Genomic DNA, 22,668 nt, shown 5'->3' with positions numbered 1-22,668 from the left:
TGTTTGTGCGGGCTCGCGGGCCGAATAATGAGGCAACCGCGCTCCCCCCCCCCCCCCCCAGTCGTCACCCTCAGGCCCGACCCGAGGGGGCTTCACTGACTGAGGCAGTGCAAAGTGCGGAGCCCCCGAATCAAGCCCGAGAATGACCGACCGGGGTTGCGACAGCATGCTGCATGCGGCGCCACCCCCGCGAGGCCTTGGCCACTTCTCCCACCACACGCTCCGTCGCCTCCCGCGCACCTGCATGGGATGGATGGGATCGCAGGGAGCAGGAGTACGGGGCGCGAAGCCCACCGGAATAAGGGCCCAAAACAAAAAAGACCCGCTCTTATCGAGCGGGTCTTTTCAAATCTTGGCACCGGGCCAATGTCGCGACAGCGGTGAGCTTCACTTCGGTGACTACGGATTCCGAAGCAAGGATCCCCGCTGCCGCGGCATTGACCCGGCAGCGTCCGTCTTAGTTGATCACCACAACGCGGGTGCCGGACGGCACGCGGTTGTAGAGGTCGATAATGTCCTGGTTCATCAGGCGAATGCAGCCCGAGGAAACGTTGGTACCGATCGTGTAGGGTTCGGTCGTACCGTGCAGGCGGAACATGGTGTCTTTACCGCCCTTATACAAGTACAGCGCGCGTGGCCCGAGTGGATTTGTTGGACCACCTTCGAGACCGCCGGCATAGGCCTTGTAGCGGTCTGGATCGCGGCGGATCATCGAGGCCGTTGGGGTCCAGCGGGGCCATTCAGCCTTGCGGCCGATGGTGGCGGTGCCACGGAACACCAGCGCTTCCGTCTTGCCAACGCCGATGCCATAGCGCATGGCGCGGCCGCCCTCGAGAACGAGGTAGAGGTAACGCTCAGGCGTATTGACCACGATGGTGCCAGGACGCTCGTTGGTGGCGTAATCCACTTCCTGGCGCCACCACTTCGAATCGACGCGGCGCAGGTCCATAGCCTGCACAACGAACTTCTCGTTGGTCAGCGTGCCATACATCGCGCGGTAGTAGGCGCCGATGGAGGGTTCTTCGACCCGGGGAGTGCGCGCTGTCGAGCTACAGGCGGCAAGGGCCACGGCGGGCAGCCCGATCATAAACAAGCGGCGAGACAGCACATCAAAATCCTGAATACGCGTGGCGAAAATTGTTGGATGAACATGGGGTATGCGGAGCAGAACTGCTTCGCTAGTGCAGGAAAGCCTCACTCATCAAACGTTATGCTTGAGGCCATGTAGTTCTCAGAAATTTGATTGTTTTGTTTGCCCGCCGCGAAAAGCGGGGCCTATGGCCCGCTCTGGGCGGGCAAAGCCCCACAAATACATCGGTCCCGGGCAGGTTTAGGGCCAACACCAACTCGCACCAGAGTCTTTGCGGGCACCAGGACTATAAAAAAGGCCCGGATTACTCCGGGCCTTCAAAGAACAGTATAGCGGAGCCCGATTACTCGGCGGCTTCGCCCTGTACGATTTCCTTGCCGGTTGCCTGATCGACAACCTTCATGGACAGGCGAACCTTGCCGCGCTCGTCAAAGCCCAGCAGCTTGACCCAGACCTTGTCGCCTTCCTTGACCACGTCGGTGGTCTTGGCAACGCGGGCTTCAGCCAGCTGGGAGATGTGCACGAGGCCATCCTTGGCGCCGAAGAAGTTCACGAACGCGCCGAAATCGGCGGTCTTGACCACGGTGCCCTGATAGATGGCGCCGACTTCAGCTTCGTCGGTGATCGAGCGGATCCACTTGATAGCCGCTTCGATCTGGCTACCGTCGGACGAGGCGATCTTGATCGTGCCATCGTCTTCGATGTTGATCTTGGCGCCGGTCTTTTCGACGATCTCGCGGATCACCTTGCCGCCGGTGCCGATCACTTCACGGATCTTGTCGGTCGGGATCTTCATGGTCTCGATGCGCGGAGCGAACTCGCCCACTTCCGAACGGGACGCGGTGATGGCCTTGGCCATTTCGCCCAGGATGTGGATACGACCGCCCTTGGCCTGCTCGAGCGCGATCTTCATGATCTGCTCGGTGATGCCAGCGATCTTGATGTCCATCTGCAGCGAGGTCACGCCTTCTTCGGTGCCTGCCACCTTGAAGTCCATGTCGCCCAGGTGATCTTCGTCACCCAGGATGTCGCTAAGGACGGCGAACTTTTCGCCTTCCAAGATCAGGCCCATGGCGATACCGGCCACTGGACGCTTCATTGGAACGCCCGCATCCATCAGTGCCAGCGAGGTGCCGCACACGGTTGCCATCGAGGACGAGCCATTGGACTCGGTGATCTCGGAGACGACGCGGATGGTGTAGGGGAATTCTTCGACCGACGGACGGATCGGGTTGATGGCGCGCCAGGCCAGCTTGCCGTGGCCGATTTCGCGACGACCTGGGGAACCCATGCGACCAGCTTCACCAACCGAGTATGGAGGGAAGTTGTAGTGCAGCAGGAAGTTCTGCTTGTAGGTGCCTTCGAGGCTGTCGATGTACTGCTCGTCATCACCGGTGCCGAGGGTTGCGACCACGAGGGCCTGCGTCTCGCCGCGGGTGAAGATGGCCGAACCGTGGGTGCGTGGCAGAACGCCGACTTCCGAAACGATCGGACGAACGGTGACGAGGTCACGGCCGTCGATACGCAGACCGGTGTCGAGCACGTTCCAGCGGACGACCTTGGCCTGCAGGTGCTTGAACACAGCGCCGATTTCTTCGGCGGTGTAGGTGCCGGCTTCGATCTGGGCTGCGAACTGTGCCTTGACCTTGGCCTTGGCAGCGTCAACGGCTGCGTAGCGGGCTTCCTTGGCGGTGATCTTGTAGGCGTCGCGCAGCTCGGTTTCGATGAACGCAAGCATCTCGGCTTCGAGAGCGGAATAGTCTTCCGGCTCGTAATCGCGCGCATCCTTGGCAGCCAGCTCGGCCAGCTTGATGATGGCGTCGATGACCTTGCGGCTTTCGGCATGACCAAACATCACGGCGCCCAGCATGACTTCTTCGCTGAGTTCCTGGGCTTCCGATTCAACCATCAGCACGGCGTCGGCAGTGCCGGCCATGACGAGGTCGAGCTTGCTGTCTGCACGGCGATCGACGGGCAGGTTCAGCACGTATTCGCCATTGACGTAACCGACGCGAGCCGCGCCGATCGGGCCCATGAAGGGAACGCCCGAAATGGTCAGGGCCGCGGAGGCGGCAACCATGGCCAGCACGTCCGGGTTGTTTTCCATGTCGTGCTGCAGAACGGTGACGACCACCTGGGTCTCGTTCTTGTACCCATCTGGGAACAGGGGGCGGATCGGACGGTCGATGAGGCGGCTGATCAGCGTCTCGTTCTCGGTCGGACGGCCTTCACGCTTGAAGTAGCCACCTGGGATCTTGCCGGCGGCAAAATACTTTTCCTGGTAGTTCACGGTGAGCGGGAAGAAGTCGATGCCGGGCTTTGGCGACTTGGCGCTGACAACGGTGGCCAGCAGCACGGTTTCGCCCAGAGTCGCGAGCACGGCGCCGTCGGCCTGACGGGCGATCTTGCCGGTTTCGAGCGTCAGAGGCTGACCGCCCCAGTTGAGCTCGACCTTGTGGTAATCAAAGTTAATCGTGGACATGTGTCGTCTTTCCATTCTGCCGACTGAGCGGGAACGCGGAGGGCGTAGCTCTCTCCACGAACTCAACCAGTGTGCCCGCACCCGTCGACGCACCCCATGTGCGCTCCGGGCTCAAAATCAGGCACTGTTCACGTCGGGCGAAGACACGAAACATGGACAAGACAATAAGCAGCTCCTGGAAAAATCCGGGGGCCTCACGTGTTCAAAACCAAGAGCTGATTTTGCGAGCGTGAGGCTAAGGGAGCGGCCAATAATCCTGCCATGCTCCGGCTTATCGCCGGTCTACGCTTTATCGTCCAAGCTCAGCGCTGATGCGCCCGAACGTCTGGACGAAGGCGGATGCGGACAAACGCCCGCACCCGCAATCTTTCAGTCCCGTGTCGCTTAGCGACGCAGGCCGAGCTTTTCGATCAAGGTCTTGTAACGGGCCTCGTCGACCTTCTTGACGTAGTCGAGAAGGCTGCGGCGGGTCGAAACCAGCTTGAGCAGACCGCGGCGGGAATGGTTATCCTTGCCGTGACCCTTGAAGTGCTCGGTCAGGTTCGCAATACGCTCGGACAGGATCGCAACCTGGACCTCTGGCGAACCAGTGTCGTTTGGCTTGATCGCATATTCCTGGATGAGTTCGGTCTTGCGTTCTGCAGTGATCGACATCGGATAGATCCTTTTCATAAAGAGGATTGGGTCGCCCCGGCCGGGATGTCGTCCAGGAGGGGCCGCGAAAGCTCAGGCCCTAAAGGCCAGAACTGCGGGCTCTATAGTGCAAATAAGCCCGGAATGCCAGACTTATTCAGAATCCTCGGGTTCGACCGGTGGCGGCGCCAGATCAGGATCGATTGAGGTCAGCGGGATGGAAAAGCGCCATTCAATGCCATCGTCGTGGCAGATGCGCTCAACCTCGGCCCGCAGCGAGCGGCCGACCATGGATTTGAGCACGGTGGTGCCAAACCCGACACGATCCCCGGTGGGAGGGACCAGAGCGCCAGTTTCGCGCCAGACCAGGTTCAGCTTGTCGTCAGCAATGGTCCAGTCAACCACGAGACGCCCCTTGTCGCCACCGAAGGCACCATACTTCACCGCATTGGTCGACAGCTCATGCAGCGCCATGCCCAGCGTCTGCGCGGATTGCGTATTGAGGCGCTGTACCGGGCCGGAAATGGACTTGCGGGCCGGATCCTCCGGGCAGAACGGCTCGAGCTGATGCTCCACCAGCTCGCGCAGCAGCACGCCGGCACGGCCATGGGCCAGCAGCAGATCGGTCGAGCGGGCAAGGCCCATGATGCGCTTTTCAAAGCCCTGCACATAGCTGGCCACATCATCAGCGCCGCGTGCGGTCTGTTTGGCCATGGCCGAGATGACCGTCATCTGGTTTTTCGAGCGATGCGCCACTTCGCGCATCAGGAAATGCACTTCGCGCTCCGCCGCCAAACGCTGGCGGGAGGCAACCGCAAGCGCCTCGTTGACTTCGGCGATTTCGGCCACCGGATAGGCGCGCGCCACGACCTGCTCGCCGCGTCCCAGAGCGCGCGCATCCCGCGCCAGCCCCCGCACCGAGCTGCCAATGGTACGGCTGACCCAGAGCAGGCCGACGCTCACCAGCGCACCCAGCAGCACACCGCCCACCACCAGTGAGATCACCGCTTCCAGCAAGGGCCGGGCAATCACGCCCTCAGGCGCCCAGGTCACCATGCGCCAGCCGGTCAGCGCCGAACGCTGCACCACGACGCGCATCCCGCCTGCGGGCGTATCGATCCGCTGCCAGCCGGTGGTCAGGGGCAGTTCGCTGACGTCGAACGGCTCGAACAATTCGCCGGTCTGCCCGACGTCGCCGCTCGCCGCGATAATCAGATCGTCGTTATCGACCAGCGCCGTGGACCATCCATCGGGGAATTTATTGGCCAAAAGGGTATTGGAGAAATTGTCGGCGCGCTGATTGAGCGCCACGATCTTCTTGCCAAACGGCCCAAGATCGATCGGCATCAGGATGTTGTAGACCCACTCCTTGGAGACAGCACCAAACACCAGATCGGTGACAACCGTCTGACCCGTGCTAAAGGCCTTTTCCGCTGACTCCGGATCAGCTGTCTTGGAACCCGAAGGCCCGAACGGCGAGCGGGTGCTGAGCAGCGTGGTGAAATCAGGGTCGATGACGAAAAGGTTGGCTCCCGTGCCCGCCAGCGCCATCACGGTACGGTCATAAAAGCCCTTGAAGTCACCTTCATAAAAGGACGGGCTCGTCGCCAGCACGCGCAGCGTGGTTTCATTGGCACTGATCTCGCGCTCGACCGCCTGCACCAGCGAGCGGGAGGTGGCCAGAACCAGCGTTTCGAGCACCGCTTCCTGCGCGGCATGATTGCGTTGCAGCAACACGCCCGCAAAGACGAAGCTGGGCAGCAGCGTCAATAACGCAATGACCACAAGATATTGAACAATCGAGCGCGTACGCGGTTTGCCAGCCGCCTCGGTTTCCGTTTTCGTCATGCCCCGCCACCAACGAAAACCGGCGGCCTATTTCACCGGTTACGCGCAACAGTAATCGGTGTGCGCGTAATCGAGCAAGTCGGGATATCGGGCAATCGGCATAACGGACGGAAAACCCTTAGTATTTCGCGCTGGAATCGCTGGCTGGAAAACTCTCGTCCAGCGCATCGTCCTGCTTGTCCCAATCCTTGGGCTTGTCGGCCATGGCATCCTTGCCAGCGCCACGGACCTGCACGGGAGCGTCCTTGGGCCCTGGCTTCTTGCCACCCTTCATCGCGGCGGCCTTGTCGTTTTTAGTCGGCTGGGTCTGTGCCATGAGTGATCTCCTGTTGTGTAGGAGAACAACCCGCCAGCCATGTCGAGGTTGCACAGCATCGGCTTTGAGTCTTGCCGCGCTCTCTGGTAAAGAGCGGCCATGACCGAGATGCGCACCAATACCAAAAAGCTTTTCATCAAGACCTATGGCTGTCAGATGAACGTCTATGACAGTGACCGCATGAGCGATGCGCTGGTGCCGCACGGCTATGAGACGACGCTCGACATCAACCATGCCGACCTCGTGCTGCTCAACACCTGCCATATCCGCGAAAAGGCCTCCGAGAAGGTGTTCTCCGAACTGGGGCGCCTCAAGGAATTGCAGACCGAGCGCCGCGCCGCTGGTGGCGATGTGATGATTGGCGTGGCCGGTTGCGTCGCGCAGGCCGAAGGCGAGGAAATCGCCCGCCGCGCGCCCGTCGTCGATATGGTGTTCGGCCCGCAGGCCTATCACAAGCTGCCCGACATGCTGGCGCGCGCCGAAGCGCAGCGCCATGTCCACCCCACGATGAAGCAGGCCATTATCGACACTGACTTCCCCGAGGAAGACAAGTTCGAACACCTGCCGGCGGCCAAAAAAGAAGTCACCATCAAGCGCGGGCTCACCGCTTTCCTGACCGTTCAGGAAGGCTGCGACAAGTTCTGCAGCTTCTGCGTGGTGCCTTATACCCGTGGCGCTGAAGTGAGCCGCCCGGTCAGCCAGGTCATTGCCGAAGCGCGCGGGCTGGTGGATGCCGGTGTCAAGGAAATCACCCTGCTCGGCCAGAACGTCAACGCTTATCACGGGCTCGACGGGTCCGGTCGCAGCGTCACGCTGGGCGAGCTGGCCTATCTGCTCGCTGACATCCCCGGCCTTGAGCGCCTGCGCTACACCACCAGCCATCCCCGCGACATGGATGATGCGCTGATGGAAGCCCACCGCGACCTCGATATCCTGATGCCCTATCTGCACCTGCCGGTGCAGTCGGGGTCGGACAGCATTCTGAAGGCGATGAACCGTCGCCACACCGCCGCCGAATACATGTCCATCATCGAGCGCATCAAAAAGGCGCGCCCTGATATGGCGCTGTCGGGCGATTTCATCGTCGGCTTCCCCGGCGAGACCGATCAGGATTTCGAGGACACGCTTAGGATTATCGCCGATGTCGGTTATGCCTCGGCCTATTCGTTCAAATATTCGACCCGTCCGGGTACGCCCGGCGCGAACCTGGGAGACCAGGTGGCCGAAGAGGTCAAGAACGAACGCCTGTGGCGCTTGCAGGAATTGGTCAACACCCAGACCACCGCCTTCCACGCATCCTGCGTCGGCAAGACCCTGCCCGTGTTGATCGAACGTCCAGGCCGAATGGCGGGACAGGTCGGCGGTCGCTCGCCTTACCTTCAGGCCGTGCATCTGGATGGCTCAACCGACCTCATCGGCGCGATCCATCAGGTCGAGATCATCGGCACCTCGACCAATTCGCTGGTCGGCCGCCTCAAGGTTGCGCAAGCGGCCTGACCTGCGGCACAGATAGTCCTGAACAGACGTCGAAATGCCGCTTGCTGACGCGTCGTGTCAGCAGCGGCGCTTCAGTGTGCCCGACACGGCGTGACACAGGACAAATTGATGACCCAGCCCGAATACGGTTCGATCACCATTCGCGGGGCCCGCGAGAACAATCTCAAAAACGTCTCGCTCGACATTCCCAAGCGGCAGATCACGGTTTTCACCGGCGTGTCGGGCTCGGGCAAATCCTCTTTGGTGTTCGGCACTATCGCGGCGGAAAGCCAGCGGCTGATCAACGAAACCTATCCGGCCTTCGTGCAGCAATTCATGCCGCATTACGGCCAGCCCGATGCCGATGTGCTGGAAAACATCTCGGCGGCCATCATTGTCGATCAGCAGCGGTTGGGGGGCAATTCGCGCTCGACCGTCGCCACGGTGACGGACGCGGCGCAAATGCTGCGCGTGCTGTTCTCCCGGCTGGCCGAACCGCGCCTCGCCTCCCCCTCGCTCTATTCCTATAATGATCCGCGCGGCATGTGCCCCGATTGCGAAGGAATCGGGCAGGTGGCGGCGATGGACATGTCGGCGGTGCTCGACGAAACCAAGTCCCTCAAGGCTGGCGCGCTGCTGCCCAAGGATTTCGCCGTCGACAGCTGGTATTGGGAAATCTACGCCAATTCGGGCCTGTTCGATCTCGACAAGCCGATCAGCCAATATTCCGCTGAAGAGCGCGAAAACCTGCTGCATCTCGATGATGGTCGCAAAATCAAGGTTGGCAAGATCGGGCTGACCTATGAGGGCGTCGTTGCCAAGCTCAAAAAGGGGCTGGGCGCCAAGGACCCCGAGAGCCTGCAGCCGCATGTGCGCCTCGAATATGATCGCATCTTCACCCGCGCCCTCTGCCCTGCCTGCCATGGCGCGCGGTTGAACGCGGCTGCGCTCGCCAGCAAGATCGACGGCCACAACATTGCCGAGCTCTCCGCCATGCAGGTCAGCGACCTTGCCGTCCTCGTGCGCAAGATCGATGCCCAATCGGTCGGGCCGATGCTGAACGCGCTGGTGCTACGACTGGAGAACCTTGTGACCATTGGGCTGGGTTATCTCAGCCTCGACCGGGAAAGCTCGACCCTGTCGGGCGGCGAAAGCCAGCGCGTCAAAATGGTGCGCCATCTCGGCAGCTCGCTCACCGACATCACCTATGTGTTTGACGAGCCCTCTGTGGGCCTTCACCCCCACGATGTCGGCCGCCTCGCCGGGCTGATGCAGCAGCTCCGCGACAAGGGCAACACGGTGCTGATCGTCGAGCACAAGCCCGACATGATCGCCATTGCCGACCATGTCGTCGATATGGGCCCCTTCGCCGGCAGCAAGGGCGGCGAGATCGTCTATGAGGGCGATTATGCGGGCCTGCTGACCTCCGGCACATTGACGGGCCAGCACATGCGCAAGCACCAACCGATCAAGCAAGATGTGCGGAAGAGCGACGGAGCGCTCAACATCGTACATGCCAAGCTCAACAATCTCAAAGATGTCTCGGTGGCCATTCCAAAGGGTGTGCTCACCGCGGTGACGGGCGTGGCCGGGTCGGGCAAGTCGTCATTGATCCAGGGTTGCCTGCCTCTGGCCTATCCCGACACCATCATCATCGACCAGAACCTGGCGCGTGGCTCGCGCCGCTCCAATACCGCCACCTATACCGGCATTCTCGACACGGTGCGCAAGGCCTTCGCCAAGGCCAATGGCGTCGAGGCGTCGCTGTTCTCAGCCAATTCCAAGGGCGCGTGCCCGGACTGCAATGGGCTGGGTGTCATCTATACCGACCTCGCCCATCTCGACCCCATGGTCACCACTTGCGAAACTTGCGAGGGCAAACGCTTCCTGCCCGAAGTGCTGGAGCATCAGCTGCGCGGCAAGTCGATCAGCGATGTCTATGAAATGAGCGTCGACGACGCGGTGGCCTTTTTCACCGAGCCAGCCGTCGCCAAAATCCTCAAGGGGCTCGACGATGTGGGGCTGGGTTATCTGACCCTGGGCCAGCCGCTCTCAACGCTGTCCGGCGGCGAACGCCAGCGCCTCAAGCTTGCCGCCGAACTCGGCAAGAAGGGCAATATCTATGTGCTGGACGAGCCAACAACGGGCCTCCACATGAACGACGTCGATACGCTGATCGGGCTGTTTGATCGGCTAGTCGATGCTGGCTCCACCGTCATCGTCATCGAACATAATCTGGATGTGATTTCCCGCTCCGACTGGGTCATCGACCTCGGCCCCGGCGCGGGTCAGGATGGCGGCAGGATTGGCTTTGAAGGCGTCCCCGCCGACCTCGCCCAATCCAAAACCTCGCTCACCGGCCAGCATCTGGCGGCGCGGGGGTAGGCACATACACCTCGTCATTCCCGCGAAAGCGGGAATCTCCCATCTAAAGCTCGCAATACCAAAGGGGATTCCCGCTTTCGCGGGAATGACGCGGTGGGTGATGCACAACCCATCGGTCGACACCCTCCCCCTTGCGGGAGGGATCAAGGGTGGGGGGCTACTCGCCCAAATCCTACCGCTTTAGCGGCGGCTCGATCAGGTCGTCCTCGACTTCGGTCTCGGGGCGGTCGCCGCCGTCGGACTGTTCTTCATGCCATTTGCCCTGGCCATCCTGATACTGGATCGCCTCGCTCTTGCCGGCCACCTGTTGGCGGTTGGCGGCGGAGATGGCGGCGTCGAGCGCTGCCTTGTGGGTGGGGAAGGTCTCGGAGAACACGTCCCCGACCTTATAGGCGTAGCCGCCATCGTGTTCGACGACATCGTAAGTCACGTGGGCCATTTTATGCTCCTGTGCCTGCATAACCCGCAGAACCGCCGGAGGTTGCCTCGCTGACGGGCCCTGCCTACATGTTTGTGCATTCGAGATGGGGGCGAGCGTGCCGGAAACCGATCCTAACATTCGCGTCGCGCTCAAGCTCGACATTGTCGTCATCGGCGCCGGTCAAGCAGGCCTGTCTTCGGCCTATCATCTGGCCAAGCAGGGGCTGGTCGCGGGCAAGGATTTTCTGGTGCTCGATCAGGCGCCCAAGCCGGGCGGCGCCTGGCAATATCGCTGGCCGTCGCTCACCCTCTCCACCGTCAATCGCGTGCATGATCTGCCCGGGATGAGCTTTGCCGATACGGCGGGTGGAGATGACAGCGTGCAGGCCGCCGTGGCCGTGCCGCATTACTTCGCCGCCTATGAGGAGCACTTTGATCTCCGGGTCCTGCGTCCCGCCACGGTCAATGTGGTCTGCGACCGGGGCAATCGGCTGCGTATAGAAAGCGATCGAGGCCTGTTTTCCGCGCGCGGGCTCATCAACGCCACCGGCACCTGGGAAAAGCCGTTCATTCCCGACTATCCCGGCGCGGCGAGCTTTACTGGCCAGCAGCTGCATACCCGCGACTACACAACTGCCGACGCCTTTTCCGGCAAGCATGTCCTGGTGGTCGGCGGCGGGATTTCGGCGATCCAGCTGCTCGATGAAATCTCCAGGGTGACCCGCACCTCATGGGTCACCCGCACGCCGCCGCGCTTTCGCGAGGGGCCGTTTGATGCCGATGCCGGGCACAATGCGGTGGCACTGGTCGAGGCCCGCGTGCGACAGGGCCTGCCGCCCGGCTCGGTCGTGTCGGTCACCGGCCTGCCCATGACCCCAGCCATCGAAGCGATGCGCCAGCGCGGCGTGCTCGAGCGCCAGCCGATGTTCGATGCCATCACGCCCACGGGCGTCAAATGGGATGATGGGCGCGAGCTCGATGTCGACGTGATCCTGTGGTGCACCGGCTTTCGCAGCGCGCTCGATCATCTGGCGCCGCTGCAATTGCGCGAGCCCTCTGGCGGCATCACCATGACGGGACGGCTGGCAACGCAGGTGGCGCGCGATCCGCGCATTCATCTGGTCGGCTATGGCCCTTCGGCCTCCACCATCGGGGCCAATCGCGCCGGCGCAGCCGCCGCACGCGAATTGCTGGATTATCTTGGCTAGCGCGCGGCCTTTTTGGGCCTGCTGCGCCAGCCCTCCAGCCCTCGCTTGGCATTGATCACGGTCTGCCGCGCCATTAGCGCTGCCTGCCCCAGCACCCGCGGCACGATATGGGTGGCAATTTGCGCGCTCGGGGCAAACGCCATTACGGCGCCGGTCTTGCCGACCAACCCGGTCTTGAACGTCCGCAGCCCCTCATTGTCGTCATGACCGCCCAGATTGTACCATTTGGTCCGCGTGTTATCGCGCAGCCAGCGGATGATATTGTACTGCATGAAGTGCCCCGCGCTCAGCGGCAGCGCGGCATCGTCGCTCGCGCCATATAGATAGGTCGCCGTGCGGCCCGCTTTGACAACGACGGCCCCAGCCACCGCCTTGCCCTCGTGCCGGGCAAAAAACAGCTCATAGCGCAGGGCGGGTATCGGGTGGTTCAGCAGCGCGGGGATCGTCTCATAGGCGGAGTGATCCACATATTGCTTGCGCTCCAGCATGGTGCGGAATAGTGCGGCAAATTCCGGCTCCTGCTCGGCCGTGGCCCGCTCGAACACCAGGCCTGAGGCCTCAGCCTTGTTCAGCCGGTTGCGCCATTTCTGGGCAAAGCCAGCCCGCAAGCCTGCATCGTCGTGGCGCACATCGACAAAATAGCGCTCCGGCGCACGCAATTGCGCACCGGGCCGAAAGCCAAGCGCCAGTAACTGGTCAAACTCGTCCTGATTGACCGCAGGGCGCGCCATCACCGAGAGCAGCATGTTCCTGCGTTCGGCAAACTCGGCTTTCAGCGCCTCCACCATCTGCCGGTAAACCAAAGCCGCATCCGGCGCGGTTTCATCGGCCAGCACCGGGCCCCATTTGGTCACGGCGATGCCACCCAGATTGAGCGGCAGCCGCCGCACCAGCACCAGTGAGCCGCCGACAACTTCACCATCGCGCTCAAACACCACCGGCTCGGCGGTCAGACTGCTATAACGCAGGCGTGCATAGGCATAGAGCTGCTCCTGACAGACGAAATCCATCCGGGCGAGATAGCCATCCCAGTCCTGTGGCGCCACATGGCGCAGCTGCAGCGCAGAGCGTCGCGTGGGGGTGGAAAGCTCCGGCAATGCAGTCGACATCTGTTCTGTCCTGGCACTCAGCGCACACGGCTAAACTCTGCCAGCCCGACTAACAAATCGTTCCATTGCAGGGAGCCGGTTCCTGAATCTGATTCTCGCGGCGAATGTGGTCACCGAATCACTAATGCAGCGCGATTGGTCAAATCGAATCACCGCGTGGTGATTCGGCCACATCATTGATTCGATTAGAGGAATTTGTGGCCACAGTTCAGATTGCGGCCCCAGAAACGACGAAGGGCCAGACTTGCGTCTGACCCTTGGATCGTGTCTTCCTTCGCGGGAAGGAAGATTGGAGCGGGCGATGGGATTCGAACCCACGACCCTAACCTTGGCAAGGTTATGCTCTACCCCTGAGCTACACCCGCGCTCCGTTGTCAGCCCGTTGCCTTGGCACCGCGTCGACGAGGGCCTATATGCCTAATCGAAACTCCGATTGCAACCCACAATTTCAACGAAGTGACATCTTCGTGTCAGCGTGGGGTGCAGGGACTTGCCACACCATCGTTTGCGGGCTCAACTCAAACCCCAAACACACCTAAGACCGCCTAGCGCAAAGGCCTTTTTGCCATGTCCACTCCGTTCAACGGCGTTACCGCCGCTCCCCAGTCCACCGTGCCCGCCGGGGCTCTGGTCAAGGATTCGACCGATCAGGCCTTCAAGGTTGATGTGATCGATGCCTCTCTCGACACGCCGATTCTGGTCGATTTCTGGGCGCCATGGTGCGGACCCTGCCGCCAGCTCACGCCAACGCTTGAAAAAGTCATCGCGGAGAAGGCCGGCAAGATTCGCCTGATCAAAATCAATATCGACGAAAACCCGCAGATTGCGGGCCAGCTCGGCATCCAGTCGATTCCTGCCGTGTTCGCCTTTTCGGGCGGTCGGCCTGTGGATGGCTTTATGGGCGCCATGCCCGAGGGCGAAGTGCGCCGCTTTGCCGACAAGGTGATTGCCGGTGCGCCAGAGCCACAGCCTGAAGAAGGCTCGCTCGAATCACAGATCGCCGAGGCCGTGGCTGCTGCCGAAGCAGCGCTGGCTGCGGGCGACCTTGGTCAGGCCGCACAGGTGTTTGGCATGGTGCTGCAGCATCAGCCAGATCACGCCGCCTCGCTGATCGGGCTGGCGCGGGTCTATCTGGCGGCTGGCGAAGTACCGCAGGCGCAGGCAACACTGGACCTGCTCCCCGAAGAAGAGCGCAAGGGCGAGGCCTATACGACGCTGATCAATTCGATTCGCCTGTTGAGCGAAGCGGCTGATCTGTCGGAAACCGCCGCACTCGAATCAGCTGTTGCGGCCAATCCCGATGACCATCAGGCGCGATTCGATCTGGCCCTGGCGCTCAATGCCGAGGGAAAGCGCGTCGAGGCTGCCGAAGCGCTCGTCGCCATCTTCAAGCGCGACCGCACCTGGAACGAAGATGGCGCGCGCAAGAAGCTGCTGGAATTCTTTGAGGCGTGGGGTCCCAAGGAGCCCGCGACGCTCAAGGGCCGCCGCATGCTTTCGGCCGCCCTGTTCTCCTAAGGGGAGGTTTTATGCTCAAGCGTCCCGCTTCGCCGGCCGACCTGCCCAAATCCGTTCCGCTGTTCCCGCTCACCGGGGCATTGCTGCTGCCGTTTTCCCATCGCCCGCTCAATATTTTTGAGCCGCGCTACATCGAAATGGTGGACGCAGCCCTGCGGGGAGACCGGTTGATCGGGCTGATCCAGCCCGAGGATACCAGCGAAGAAAGCCCCAAGGGCCGCAGCCCGCTGCAGTCCATCGGCTGTCTTGGTCGACTGACCCATTTTGAGGAAAGCGGCGAGGGGCGTTATTTTATAATCCTCGAAGGGGTGACGCGGTTCCGCCTCGCCCATGAGCTGACGGTGATGACGCCCTATCGACAGGGCGTCATTGCGGCCGATGGCTTCACCAATGATTTCACCCGCGACTTCGGTGAAGACGCGGTGGATCGCGAGCGATTCGTCAAAATGATGCGCGACTATGCCGAGTTCGCCTCGATCGAGCTCAACTGGGAAGAAATCGAGCGCACAGGCACGGCCGATCTCGTCAATTTCTGCTGCATGGTGGGGCCCTATGGCGCCGCCGAAAAGCAGGTGCTGCTGGAAGCCGAAACGCTCGAGCAGCGCGCTGAAACGCTGATCGCCATGACCGAATACGAAATTGCGCGGGGCGGCAACGGCGCCTCCCCGCTCAACTGATGCAGACGCCCCGCATCGATCCGCGCCACGTCTTTGACGTGAAAACGCTCGAAATGCTGGTCTGCCCGCTCACCAAGACGCGGCTGACGCTCTCCTCGGACAAGTCCGAGTTGGTGTCGGTCGCCGCGCGGCTGGCCTTTCCAATCGTCAAAGGCGTGCCCCTGCTCAGCCTTGATGAAGCCCGCACCGTCGAGCCCGAAGAAATCAAAGCCGTCGCCAAACGCCCAAGCGAATAGCGCGAATCGGCGCTCGCTTAGCTCAACCAGCCTCGATCGGTCCCCTCCCCCTTGCGGGGAGGGAGACGACTGCACATTCAGTCCCACCCTCACCACACCCGCGATGTCATCCCGGCCTTGAGCCGGGATCAATCCTGAGATGCCTGTCGGAGCCACCGCGCGGCGCTGCGTGGTCGGGAGATGGACCCCGGCTCAAGGCCGGGGTGACAGGACCTTTGCCGGGTTGGATGCCTGGGGAAGGCTCGCTAGCCCGCCAACGGAAATGCGTGAGCCCAGAAAACCAAAAACCCCAGTCACGACTTTCGTCATGACCGGGGTTTAAAACTTGGTGCCCAGAAGAAGACTCGAACTTCCACACCTTGCGGTACACGGACCTGAACCGTGCGCGTCTACCAATTCCGCCATCTGGGCAGGCGCGGTCTAACTAGGTCGAGCCTCGAAGGATGTCAATGCGCTTTTATCGTCTCATCACCAGTTAGCCCCATCCCAGTGCTTTATCGTGCTGCGATCGATCGTTGGGACGCCCTCCAGACAGTTCACATTGATCATCACCATGGCATTTCCCTTGCCATCATCACCGCGCGCGAATGATTCGATGCCGCAGGTTTTGCAGAACAGGTGGTCGATCTTTTCGGTGTTGAACCGGTAGAGCGTGAGATTGTCCTCTCCGCTCAGCAGATTGAAGGCACTGGCAGGGGCCGATTGCAGGATCCAGCCGATTCGCCGGCAGCGCGAGCAGTTGCAGTCGCCCATGCCCGACAGATCGGTGTCGACGGTGTAGCGGACGGCGCCGCAATGGCACTGGCCGGAATAGGTTTTGATTTCGGGCATCGTCTTACTCCATGACATTTCGAACAAAACAAGAACATAGACCCATCAGAGTCAAGCCGATTCGCGCCACCGGGCCTCGACAGCGGCGCGGCGCATGGGCTAGAAGCGGGAAAGCCCTGCAATGCCGGAGTTCTCCATGGCTCGTCACGACCAGAAAATTGTCACTGTCTTTGGTGGTGGTGGTTTTGTCGGCACACAGGTGGTGCAGCAGATTGCCCGCCTCGGCCACCGCGTCCGCGTCGCCGTGCGGCGGCCAAATCTGGTTGGTCACGTCACCACACTGGGCAATGTCGGCCAGATCCAGCCCATTCAGGCCAATGTGCGCAATGCTGCCTCGGTGCAGCGTGCCGTTGCCGGCGCCGATATCGTCATCAACCTTGTGGGCGTCGGCTATGGCCGTGGCGCGCAGACCTTTGACGCCGTCAACACCGACGGCGCCGCGACGGTCGCGCAGGCCGCCAAGGCTGCTGGCGCCAGCGTGCTGGTGCATATGTCGGCGCTGGGCGTCGACAAGGCCGCCGAGACCAGCCAATACGCCGCCTCCAAGCTGGCTGGTGAAGAAGCCGTGTTTGCCGCCTTCCCCAATGCGGTGATTATTCGCCCCTCGATCCTGTTTGGTCAGGACGATGGCTATTTCAATCTGATGGGCACGCTGTCGCGCCTGTTCCCGATCATGCCGGTGATTGGTGGCAGCTCGCGTTTCCAGCCTGCCTATGTGGGGGACGTGGCAGAAGCCATCGCGCAGGCCGCCGAAGGCAAGGTCAAGACCGGCCGCATCTATGAGCTCGGTGGGCCAGACGTCGAGACCCACAAGGCGCTGCTCGAGCGCGTGCAGCGCGAAACCCAGCGCAACCGCTTCCTGCTGCCGCTGCCCGGCGGCATTGCCAAGCTCCTGGCGCTGCCCTTCGCCATCCTGCCGTTCCCGCCATTGATCACCGCCGATCAGGTCGAGCTGCTCGGCCAGGACAATGTGGTTTCGGACGCCGCCATCAAGGACAAGCGCACCTTTGCTGCTTTTGGCATTACGCCAGCCTCGATGGACAATATCCTGCCCACCTATATGTGGCGCTTCCGCCGCCATGGCCAGTTCGACCGCCAGCCGGTACTGGACCAGACGCCCGCCGCGTAACCAGCGACGCGGTCTCAAGAATTTTGAACCCTCGGGCAGACGCCCGGGGGTTCTTTGTTTTGGCCTGTCGCAGCGCAACAAAACAATCTTACGATATATCTTGAATTCGCCTTTATCCGCGCCAATCTTTGGTCTCAGTGAAACGAAAGATATATCGGAGACCCATTATGGGAACCTATTGGAAAGATGGAGAGCCAAATTGGCGCCGCATGGAAGCCATGGCCCGCCGCAGCTGGGACCGCTTTGCCGGCGCAGGCGGGGAAGCCGGTGAAGGCTTTGGCAAAATGGGCGGCAATTTCCGCATCGGGCGCATGCTGGCCTCGGGCGATCTGCGGCTGGTGGCGCTCTACCTGATCGAGCAGAAGCCACGCCACGGCTATGACCTGATCAAGGCCATCGAGGAAAAGTCGGCCGAATTTTATTCGCCCAGCCCCGGCGTGGTCTATCCCGCGCTGACCTTCCTTGAGGAAGCCGGCTACGTGACCTCGGAAGCCGATGGCAACAAGAAGCTCTATACCATCACCGACGAGGGTCGCGCCCATCTCAACGACAATCGCGAGGCCATCGAGGCCACGCTGAACTTTCTGGCCAAGGCTGGCGAGCAGATGGCGCGGTTCCGCGAATTTGCCAAGGCCGACTGGCCATTCAATCGCGGCGAAGCTGGCCCAGAGGGCGGCAATGAGCCTCCCCACCGTGGCGAGGGGCGTGGCGAAGGTCGCGGCCCCGGTCGTGGCCCCGGTCGGGGTGCCCCCCGTTTCTGGGGTGACGAGCATGAAGGCCCTGCCGATCGCGATCTCAAGGACGTGGTGCCCGAGCTCAACGAGGCCCGCAAGGCGCTGAAGGCGGCGCTCAAAAAGGCCCGCCGTGGTTCCGAAGAACTACAGCGCGAAGCCGCCGCCGTGCTCAATCACGCCGCCACCCAGATTGATGCGCTCGGCGACGACGATATCGATATCTAAGCCGACCCTTCAGTGGCGCCCCCGGCAACGTCGGCGCCACTTCTCGCTTGCAGCTTGGAACTAACATGTTAGCCTTCGGGCATGCAGCAAGCCACAATCCCCTCCCTCGTCCACACGCCCACGCCCGACCGTCTGGCCGCCGGTGAGCGCCTCGTGGCGCGCCTCAAGGGTCGCGTCTCGGGCCAGATGTATACCGATCCGCTGATGACCTATGCCTGGAGCGGCGATGCCAGCTCCTATCGGCTGGTTCCGGCCGCTGTGGTGTTCATCAATACCGAGGACGATGTGCGCGCGGTGCTGGCAGCCTGCCGCGCCGAACAGCTGCCCCTGACCTTCCGCGCCGCCGGAACTTCCCTCTCCGGTCAGGCCATCACCGATGGCGTGCTGGCGGTTCTGGGCGACGGCTGGCGCAAGCTCGCCATCCATCCCGGCGCCGACCAGATCACGCTGGGGCCCGCCATCATCGTGGCTAACGCCAATAAGGCGCTCAAGCCCTTTGATCGCAAGATCGGGCCCGATCCGGCGAGCCAGGCCACCTGCAAGATCGGTGGCGTGGTCAATAACAACTCGTCGGGCATGTGCTGCGGGGTGGCGCAGAACACCTATCACACCATGGCGCGGCTGCGCATCGTGCTGGCCGATGGCACCATGCTCGATTCGGGCGATGCGGCGAGTTGCGAGGCGTTCCGCATCAGCCATGCCGCCATGCTCGAGGGGCTGCATCGCCTGCATCATAGCGTGATGGACGATGCCGAGCTGGTGGCGCTGATCCGCAGGAAATACCGCATCAAGAATACCGTCGGCTATTCGCTCAATGCCCTGGTCGATTATCACGACCCGCTCGATATCCTGATCCACCTCATGGTCGGCTCGGAAGGCACGCTCGGCTTTGTGTCCGAGGTCACTTACAACACCGTTCCCGAGCATCCGTTCAAATCGACGGCGCTGGTACCTTTCCCCGATCCGCAATCGGCCGGCCGGGCAATCATTGAAATGGCCAATGGCGGGGTGCAGGTCACCACCGGCATTACGGCCGCCGAATATATCGAGCGCCGGGCGCTGGCGACGGTGGAACACCTGCCCCCCATGGCGCCGCTGCTGCCCTGGCTCACCGAGACCTCTCCGGCCGTGCTGATCGACGTCACCGCTCCCGACGCGGCCGAGCTTGAGCGCCAGGTGGAAAAGGCCGTGGCAATCCTCGCCTCCAATGGCGCGACCCATATCGATTTTTCGACCGACGACGCGCGCAGCCACGCGCTCTGGGATATTCGCAAGGGCTTCTTTGCCTCGGGCGGGGCGGCGCGCCCCAAGGGCACCGCCATGCTGACCGAGGACGTGGCCGCGCCCATCGAACGGCTGGCCGATTTCGTCATCGATATGCGCAGCCTGCTCGACGCACACGGCTATCAGGACGCCATCATTTTTGGTCATGCCCTGGCGGGCAATCTGCACTTCCAGATGAGCGACAACTTTGCCGAACCCGGTTCGGCAGAAAAGTTTGACGCCTTCTCGGCCGCCCTCTCCGATCTGGTCTCGGTTCAATATGGCGGCTCGCTCAAGGCCGAGCATGGCACGGGCCGCGCCATCGCGCCGTTTGTCGAGGCGGAGTGGGGCTCCAAAGCCTATGGGCTGATGTGGCAGATCAAGGCGCTGTTTGATCCCGATAACCTGCTCAATCCGGGCGTGCTGCTCAGCAAGGATGCCTTGGTCCATATCAAGCATCTCAAGGTGATGCCGCCTGCCGACGAGCTGGTGGATCTCTGCATTGAGTGCGGGTTCTGTGAACCGGCCTGCCCCAGCCAGCACATGACCCTGTCGCCGCGCCAACGCATTGCCGTCACCCGCGAACGCGAACGCCTGCGCGCCTCGGGCGAAGACCCCGCCCGCCTCAAGCGGCTGGATGAGGATTTCCAGTATCCCGGCCTTGATACCTGCGCGGCCTGCAATCTCTGTTCGCTCCGCTGTCCGGTCGGTATTGAAACCGGCACCATGATCATCGGCCAGCGTGCCCAGCGCCGGGGCGCCACCGCGCGCGCCGTCGCCGGTTTTGTCGCCGACCATCGGGGCGCCGTGGAAACCATAATGGCAGGCGGTATCGGTCTCGCCGACATGGCCCGCACCATCATTCCGGCCCCCGCTGTAGAAGCCATCACCGAAACGGCCCGCCGCCTCACCGGCAAGCGTGTGCCGCGCGTCTCGCGCGCCCTGCACCATGGCTCGGGCGCGCCGAGGCCAACACCGACCCGGCAGGACCCGCGCAGCACGGGCTTTCCCGTGCCGATCGCCCAGAGCGGGCGCCCCTCGATCGTTTATTTCCCCAGCTGTGCCACGCGCATGTTTGGCGCGCCCAAGACCGAGCATGATCTGCTGGCCGTGCCTGACGCCGTGGTGGCCCTGCTCGAGCGCGCCGGGTTCGATGTGATCGTGCCCGAGCACCTCACCGGCCAGTGCTGTGGCCAGCCGTTCCAGTCGAAGGGGTTTCCCGAGGAAGCGGCCCGCGTCGGCAGCGACCTCAAACGGGAGCTGTCCACCCTGTCCGATGCCGGTCGCCTCAGCGTCGTCACCGATGCCTCGACCTGCGCCAAGCATCTCAAGGAGTTCCCCGGCGACGCGCCAGTGCTCGACTCAGCGCAATTCCTCATCGCCCAGGTGCTGCCCCGCCTGACCATGACGCAGAAACTGCCCAGCGTTGCCGTGCACCACAATTGCTCGGCCCAGCGCCTCGCCGAACAACCCATGACCGAAGCCATCGCCCGCGCCTGCGCCGACGAGATCGCGGTCCTGAGCTCGGTGACCTGCTGCGGCTATGCCGGCGACAAGGGCCTGTTCGTCCCCGAACTCAACGCCCACGCCACCCGCTTCGCCAAACAGGACATCCCGGCCGGGTGTACCCTCGGCGTCTCCACCGTCTCCACCTGCGCGTCGGGATTGAGCGAACATGCGGGCGTGCCGTTTGTGGGATTGGCAAGCCTGCTCGAATGGGCCAGCCGGCCCGTGACAACCCACTGAACCATCAGTCGACCTCCCTCCCCCTTGTGGGGAGGGAGACGACTGCCACGCCATGGGGTGACCTGCGGCCACAAACCGGGTACTGAAGCCTTCAGCAAGCCCCGGACGAACATGACCATCACCACGACCATCACCAGCCTCGGCCACAAGGGCGAGGGTGTTGCAGAAATTGACGGCCGCAAGGTCTTTGTGCCGTTGACCCTTCCCGGCGAGACCGTTGTTATCGAGGCCGATGGCGAGCGCGGTACGCTGGTGGACATCGTCACCCCCTCGCCAGACCGCGCGACGCCGTTCTGCAGCCATTTCGGCGCCTGCGGCGGCTGCCAGCTGCAGCATATGGATCGGCCGAGCTACGAGGCGTTCAAGATTGGCCTTGTGGAAACGCCGCTGCATTTCTCGGGGATAGACGTCAAAGTCGGCCGCTTTATCGACGCAGCGGGCGATGGCCGTCGTCGCGCCACCATGCATGCCCGCAAGGAGGGCGCCGGCTATATGCGGCTGCGCAGCCATCAGGTGCATGATCTCGATACCTGCCCCATCCTGGTGCCCGGCCTCGCCAAGGCCCCCGACATTGCGCGCGCCGTGTTCCAATCGGTGGGTGAAGCCGACGTCAGCTTCACCGCGACGCTGACAGGCCTCGACGTCGCCGTGCGCACCGAGAAAAAGCACGCGCGCGCCGATCGTCTGGCCCCGCTGGTCAACCGGTTCAAGCTGGCCCGTCTGGCGCTGAATGGCGAAATGGTGCTGCAAACCCAGCCGCCGATCGTCGAGATGGGCAAGGCGCAGGTCGAAATGCCGATTGCCAGCTTCCTTCAGGCCACCGCGACCGCCGAGCAGGTGCTGGCCGACTACGTGCTCAATGCCGTGGGCAAGGCCAAATCCGTCGCCGATCTCTTCTGCGGCGTGGGTCCCTTCGCGCTGCGGCTGGCCGAACAGCGGCCGGTGTTCGCCGCCGACAATGATCGCGCCGGTATTGCCGCGCTCGACAAGGCGCGCCGTTTTGCCAAGGGCATTCGCGAAGTCACGGCGCGGTATCGCGACCTGTTCCGCGATCCGATGACCCAGTTCGAGCTCAATTACGACGCCGTCGTGCTCGATCCACCCCGCGCGGGGGCCGAGGCGCAGGTGCGCGAACTGGCCAAATCCAAGGTCAAGACCGTGGTGATGGTGGCCTGCGACGCGCGTACCTTCGCCCGCGATGCCGCCATTCTGATCGGCGGCGGCTACGCCATGAGCGATCTCATCGCCGTGGACCAGTTCAGCCAGTCCACCCACATCGAAATCGCCGCCACCTTCCGGCGCTAGCCGACAAAAAAGGCGGGGATCGCTCCCCGCCTTTCAA

18 protein-coding genes and 2 tRNA genes are annotated in these 22,668 nt (G+C 62.5%); 10 read left to right on the top strand and 10 right to left on the bottom strand.

The window, feature by feature from the left end; translation table 11 throughout:
• Positions 1–457 precede the first annotated feature (457 nt).
• From WH87_RS09170 to WH87_RS09150, 5 genes are all read right to left on the bottom strand, one after another.
• A complete protein-coding gene (locus WH87_RS09170; RefSeq protein ID WP_245622357.1) occupies positions 458–1,108 on the bottom strand; it encodes a L,D-transpeptidase in 651 nt (216 codons plus the stop codon).
• Positions 1,109–1,433: 325 nt separating this feature from the next.
• Positions 1,434–3,572 carry a polyribonucleotide nucleotidyltransferase gene (gene pnp, locus WH87_RS09165; RefSeq protein ID WP_046139400.1) on the bottom strand — a complete coding sequence of 713 codons (2,139 nt, stop codon included), beginning with the start codon at positions 3,570–3,572 and terminating at the stop codon, positions 1,434–1,436.
• A 384-nt stretch (positions 3,573–3,956) separates the two neighbouring features.
• Positions 3,957–4,226 carry a 30S ribosomal protein S15 gene (gene rpsO, locus WH87_RS09160; RefSeq protein WP_046139401.1) on the bottom strand — a complete coding sequence of 90 codons (270 nt, stop codon included), beginning with the start codon at positions 4,224–4,226 and terminating at the stop codon, positions 3,957–3,959.
• Positions 4,227–4,358: 132 nt separating this feature from the next.
• A complete protein-coding gene (locus WH87_RS09155; RefSeq protein ID WP_046139402.1) occupies positions 4,359–6,053 on the bottom strand; it encodes a sensor histidine kinase in 1,695 nt (564 codons plus the stop codon).
• A 118-nt stretch (positions 6,054–6,171) separates the two neighbouring features.
• Entirely contained in the window at positions 6,172–6,369 is a 198-nt protein-coding gene (locus WH87_RS09150) for a hypothetical protein (protein ID WP_046139403.1), read from the bottom strand.
• Positions 6,370–6,468: 99 nt separating this feature from the next.
• On the opposite strand from WH87_RS09150, the gene miaB reads away from it, so the two are divergent.
• Complete coding sequence (gene miaB / locus WH87_RS09145; protein ID WP_046139404.1) at positions 6,469–7,866, top strand: tRNA (N6-isopentenyl adenosine(37)-C2)-methylthiotransferase MiaB; 1,398 nt, start codon at positions 6,469–6,471, stop codon at positions 7,864–7,866.
• A gap of 108 nt (positions 7,867–7,974) precedes the next feature.
• Positions 7,975–10,230: an ATP-binding cassette domain-containing protein gene (locus WH87_RS09140; RefSeq protein WP_046139405.1), complete on the top strand. Its 2,256-nt coding sequence runs from the start codon at positions 7,975–7,977 to the stop codon at positions 10,228–10,230.
• A gap of 172 nt (positions 10,231–10,402) precedes the next feature.
• Here WH87_RS09140 and WH87_RS09135 read toward each other — a convergent pair whose 3' ends face one another.
• Positions 10,403–10,669 carry a DUF2188 domain-containing protein gene (locus WH87_RS09135; protein WP_046139406.1) on the bottom strand — a complete coding sequence of 89 codons (267 nt, stop codon included), beginning with the start codon at positions 10,667–10,669 and terminating at the stop codon, positions 10,403–10,405.
• 97 nt (positions 10,670–10,766) lie between these two features.
• Between WH87_RS09135 and WH87_RS09130 the strand changes: the two genes are divergently transcribed.
• Entirely contained in the window at positions 10,767–11,858 is a 1,092-nt protein-coding gene (locus WH87_RS09130) for an FAD-dependent oxidoreductase (protein ID WP_245622355.1), read from the top strand.
• Here WH87_RS09130 and WH87_RS09125 read toward each other — a convergent pair.
• Together WH87_RS09125 and WH87_RS09120 are read right to left on the bottom strand one after the other, a co-directional pair.
• Entirely contained in the window at positions 11,855–12,967 is a 1,113-nt protein-coding gene (locus WH87_RS09125) for a lipid II:glycine glycyltransferase FemX (protein WP_046139408.1), read from the bottom strand. The two genes, WH87_RS09130 and WH87_RS09125, sit on opposite strands and share 4 nt — an antisense overlap.
• Before the next feature lie 290 nt (positions 12,968–13,257).
• Positions 13,258–13,332, bottom strand: a tRNA-Gly gene (locus WH87_RS09120).
• Between the two features lie 202 nt (positions 13,333–13,534).
• Here WH87_RS09120 and WH87_RS09115 point away from each other — a divergent pair.
• Genes WH87_RS09115 through WH87_RS09105 form a run of 3 tightly spaced genes read left to right on the top strand, consistent with a single transcriptional unit; the run spans position 13,535 to position 15,398 of the window.
• Positions 13,535–14,485 carry a thioredoxin family protein gene (locus tag WH87_RS09115; protein WP_046139409.1) on the top strand — a complete coding sequence of 317 codons (951 nt, stop codon included), beginning with the start codon at positions 13,535–13,537 and terminating at the stop codon, positions 14,483–14,485.
• Between the two features lie 11 nt (positions 14,486–14,496).
• The gene (locus WH87_RS09110; RefSeq protein WP_046139410.1) at positions 14,497–15,162 is read left to right on the top strand and encodes an LON peptidase substrate-binding domain-containing protein; all 666 of its coding nucleotides are present in this window, start codon (positions 14,497–14,499) and stop codon (positions 15,160–15,162) included.
• Positions 15,162–15,398 (top strand): Trm112 family protein, encoded by a 237-nt coding sequence (locus WH87_RS09105; RefSeq protein ID WP_046139411.1) that lies wholly within the window; start codon positions 15,162–15,164, stop codon positions 15,396–15,398. Before WH87_RS09110 ends, WH87_RS09105 begins: the two co-directional genes overlap by 1 nt.
• Positions 15,399–15,724: 326 nt before the next feature.
• On the opposite strand, the gene WH87_RS09100 is transcribed toward WH87_RS09105, so the two are convergent.
• A tRNA-Leu gene (locus WH87_RS09100) sits at positions 15,725–15,809 on the bottom strand.
• 57 nt (positions 15,810–15,866) lie between these two features.
• Positions 15,867–16,229, bottom strand: a complete 363-nt coding sequence (locus WH87_RS09095; protein WP_046139412.1) for a GFA family protein — start codon at positions 16,227–16,229, stop codon at positions 15,867–15,869.
• A 136-nt stretch (positions 16,230–16,365) separates the two neighbouring features.
• On the opposite strand from WH87_RS09095, the gene WH87_RS09090 reads away from it, so the two are divergent.
• The 4 genes from WH87_RS09090 (at position 16,366) to WH87_RS09075 (ending at position 22,631) form a co-directional block, all read left to right on the top strand.
• Positions 16,366–17,358 carry a complex I NDUFA9 subunit family protein gene (locus tag WH87_RS09090; RefSeq protein ID WP_046139413.1) on the top strand — a complete coding sequence of 331 codons (993 nt, stop codon included), beginning with the start codon at positions 16,366–16,368 and terminating at the stop codon, positions 17,356–17,358.
• Between the two features lie 167 nt (positions 17,359–17,525).
• A complete protein-coding gene (locus tag WH87_RS19780; protein WP_245622353.1) occupies positions 17,526–18,317 on the top strand; it encodes a PadR family transcriptional regulator in 792 nt (263 codons plus the stop codon).
• 81 nt (positions 18,318–18,398) lie between these two features.
• The gene (locus WH87_RS09080) at positions 18,399–21,326 is read left to right on the top strand and encodes an FAD-binding and (Fe-S)-binding domain-containing protein (RefSeq protein ID WP_052726476.1); all 2,928 of its coding nucleotides are present in this window, start codon (positions 18,399–18,401) and stop codon (positions 21,324–21,326) included.
• Positions 21,327–21,437: 111 nt separating this feature from the next.
• Positions 21,438–22,631 carry a class I SAM-dependent RNA methyltransferase gene (locus WH87_RS09075; RefSeq protein ID WP_046139415.1) on the top strand — a complete coding sequence of 398 codons (1,194 nt, stop codon included), beginning with the start codon at positions 21,438–21,440 and terminating at the stop codon, positions 22,629–22,631.
• Positions 22,632–22,668: the final 37 nt, after the last annotated feature.

The sequence above is a fragment of the Devosia epidermidihirudinis genome (genome assembly GCF_000971295.1).
GTDB lineage: Bacteria > Pseudomonadota > Alphaproteobacteria > Rhizobiales > Devosiaceae > Devosia > Devosia epidermidihirudinis.
Note: the sequence above shows the minus strand (reverse complement) of the source record. Positions and strands in the feature narration are given on the sequence as shown.

Coding starts and splice junctions, on each gene's coding strand:
- pnp (WP_046139400.1), bottom strand. CDS start 3,572: ATGTCCACGATTAACTTTGATTACCACAAGGTCGAGCTCAACTGGGGC.
- rpsO (WP_046139401.1), bottom strand. CDS start 4,226: ATGTCGATCACTGCAGAACGCAAGACCGAACTCATCCAGGAATATGCG.
- WH87_RS09155 (WP_046139402.1), bottom strand. CDS start 6,053: ATGACGAAAACGGAAACCGAGGCGGCTGGCAAACCGCGTACGCGCTCG.
- WH87_RS09150 (WP_046139403.1), bottom strand. CDS start 6,369: ATGGCACAGACCCAGCCGACTAAAAACGACAAGGCCGCCGCGATGAAG.
- miaB (WP_046139404.1), top strand. CDS start 6,469: ATGACCGAGATGCGCACCAATACCAAAAAGCTTTTCATCAAGACCTAT.
- WH87_RS09140 (WP_046139405.1), top strand. CDS start 7,975: ATGACCCAGCCCGAATACGGTTCGATCACCATTCGCGGGGCCCGCGAG.
- WH87_RS09135 (WP_046139406.1), bottom strand. CDS start 10,669: ATGGCCCACGTGACTTACGATGTCGTCGAACACGATGGCGGCTACGCC.
- WH87_RS09125 (WP_046139408.1), bottom strand. CDS start 12,967: ATGTCGACTGCATTGCCGGAGCTTTCCACCCCCACGCGACGCTCTGCG.
- WH87_RS09115 (WP_046139409.1), top strand. CDS start 13,535: ATGTCCACTCCGTTCAACGGCGTTACCGCCGCTCCCCAGTCCACCGTG.
- WH87_RS09110 (WP_046139410.1), top strand. CDS start 14,497: ATGCTCAAGCGTCCCGCTTCGCCGGCCGACCTGCCCAAATCCGTTCCG.
- WH87_RS09105 (WP_046139411.1), top strand. CDS start 15,162: ATGCAGACGCCCCGCATCGATCCGCGCCACGTCTTTGACGTGAAAACG.
- WH87_RS09095 (WP_046139412.1), bottom strand. CDS start 16,229: ATGCCCGAAATCAAAACCTATTCCGGCCAGTGCCATTGCGGCGCCGTC.
- WH87_RS09090 (WP_046139413.1), top strand. CDS start 16,366: ATGGCTCGTCACGACCAGAAAATTGTCACTGTCTTTGGTGGTGGTGGT.
- WH87_RS19780 (WP_245622353.1), top strand. CDS start 17,526: ATGGGAACCTATTGGAAAGATGGAGAGCCAAATTGGCGCCGCATGGAA.
- WH87_RS09080 (WP_052726476.1), top strand. CDS start 18,399: ATGCAGCAAGCCACAATCCCCTCCCTCGTCCACACGCCCACGCCCGAC.
- WH87_RS09075 (WP_046139415.1), top strand. CDS start 21,438: ATGACCATCACCACGACCATCACCAGCCTCGGCCACAAGGGCGAGGGT.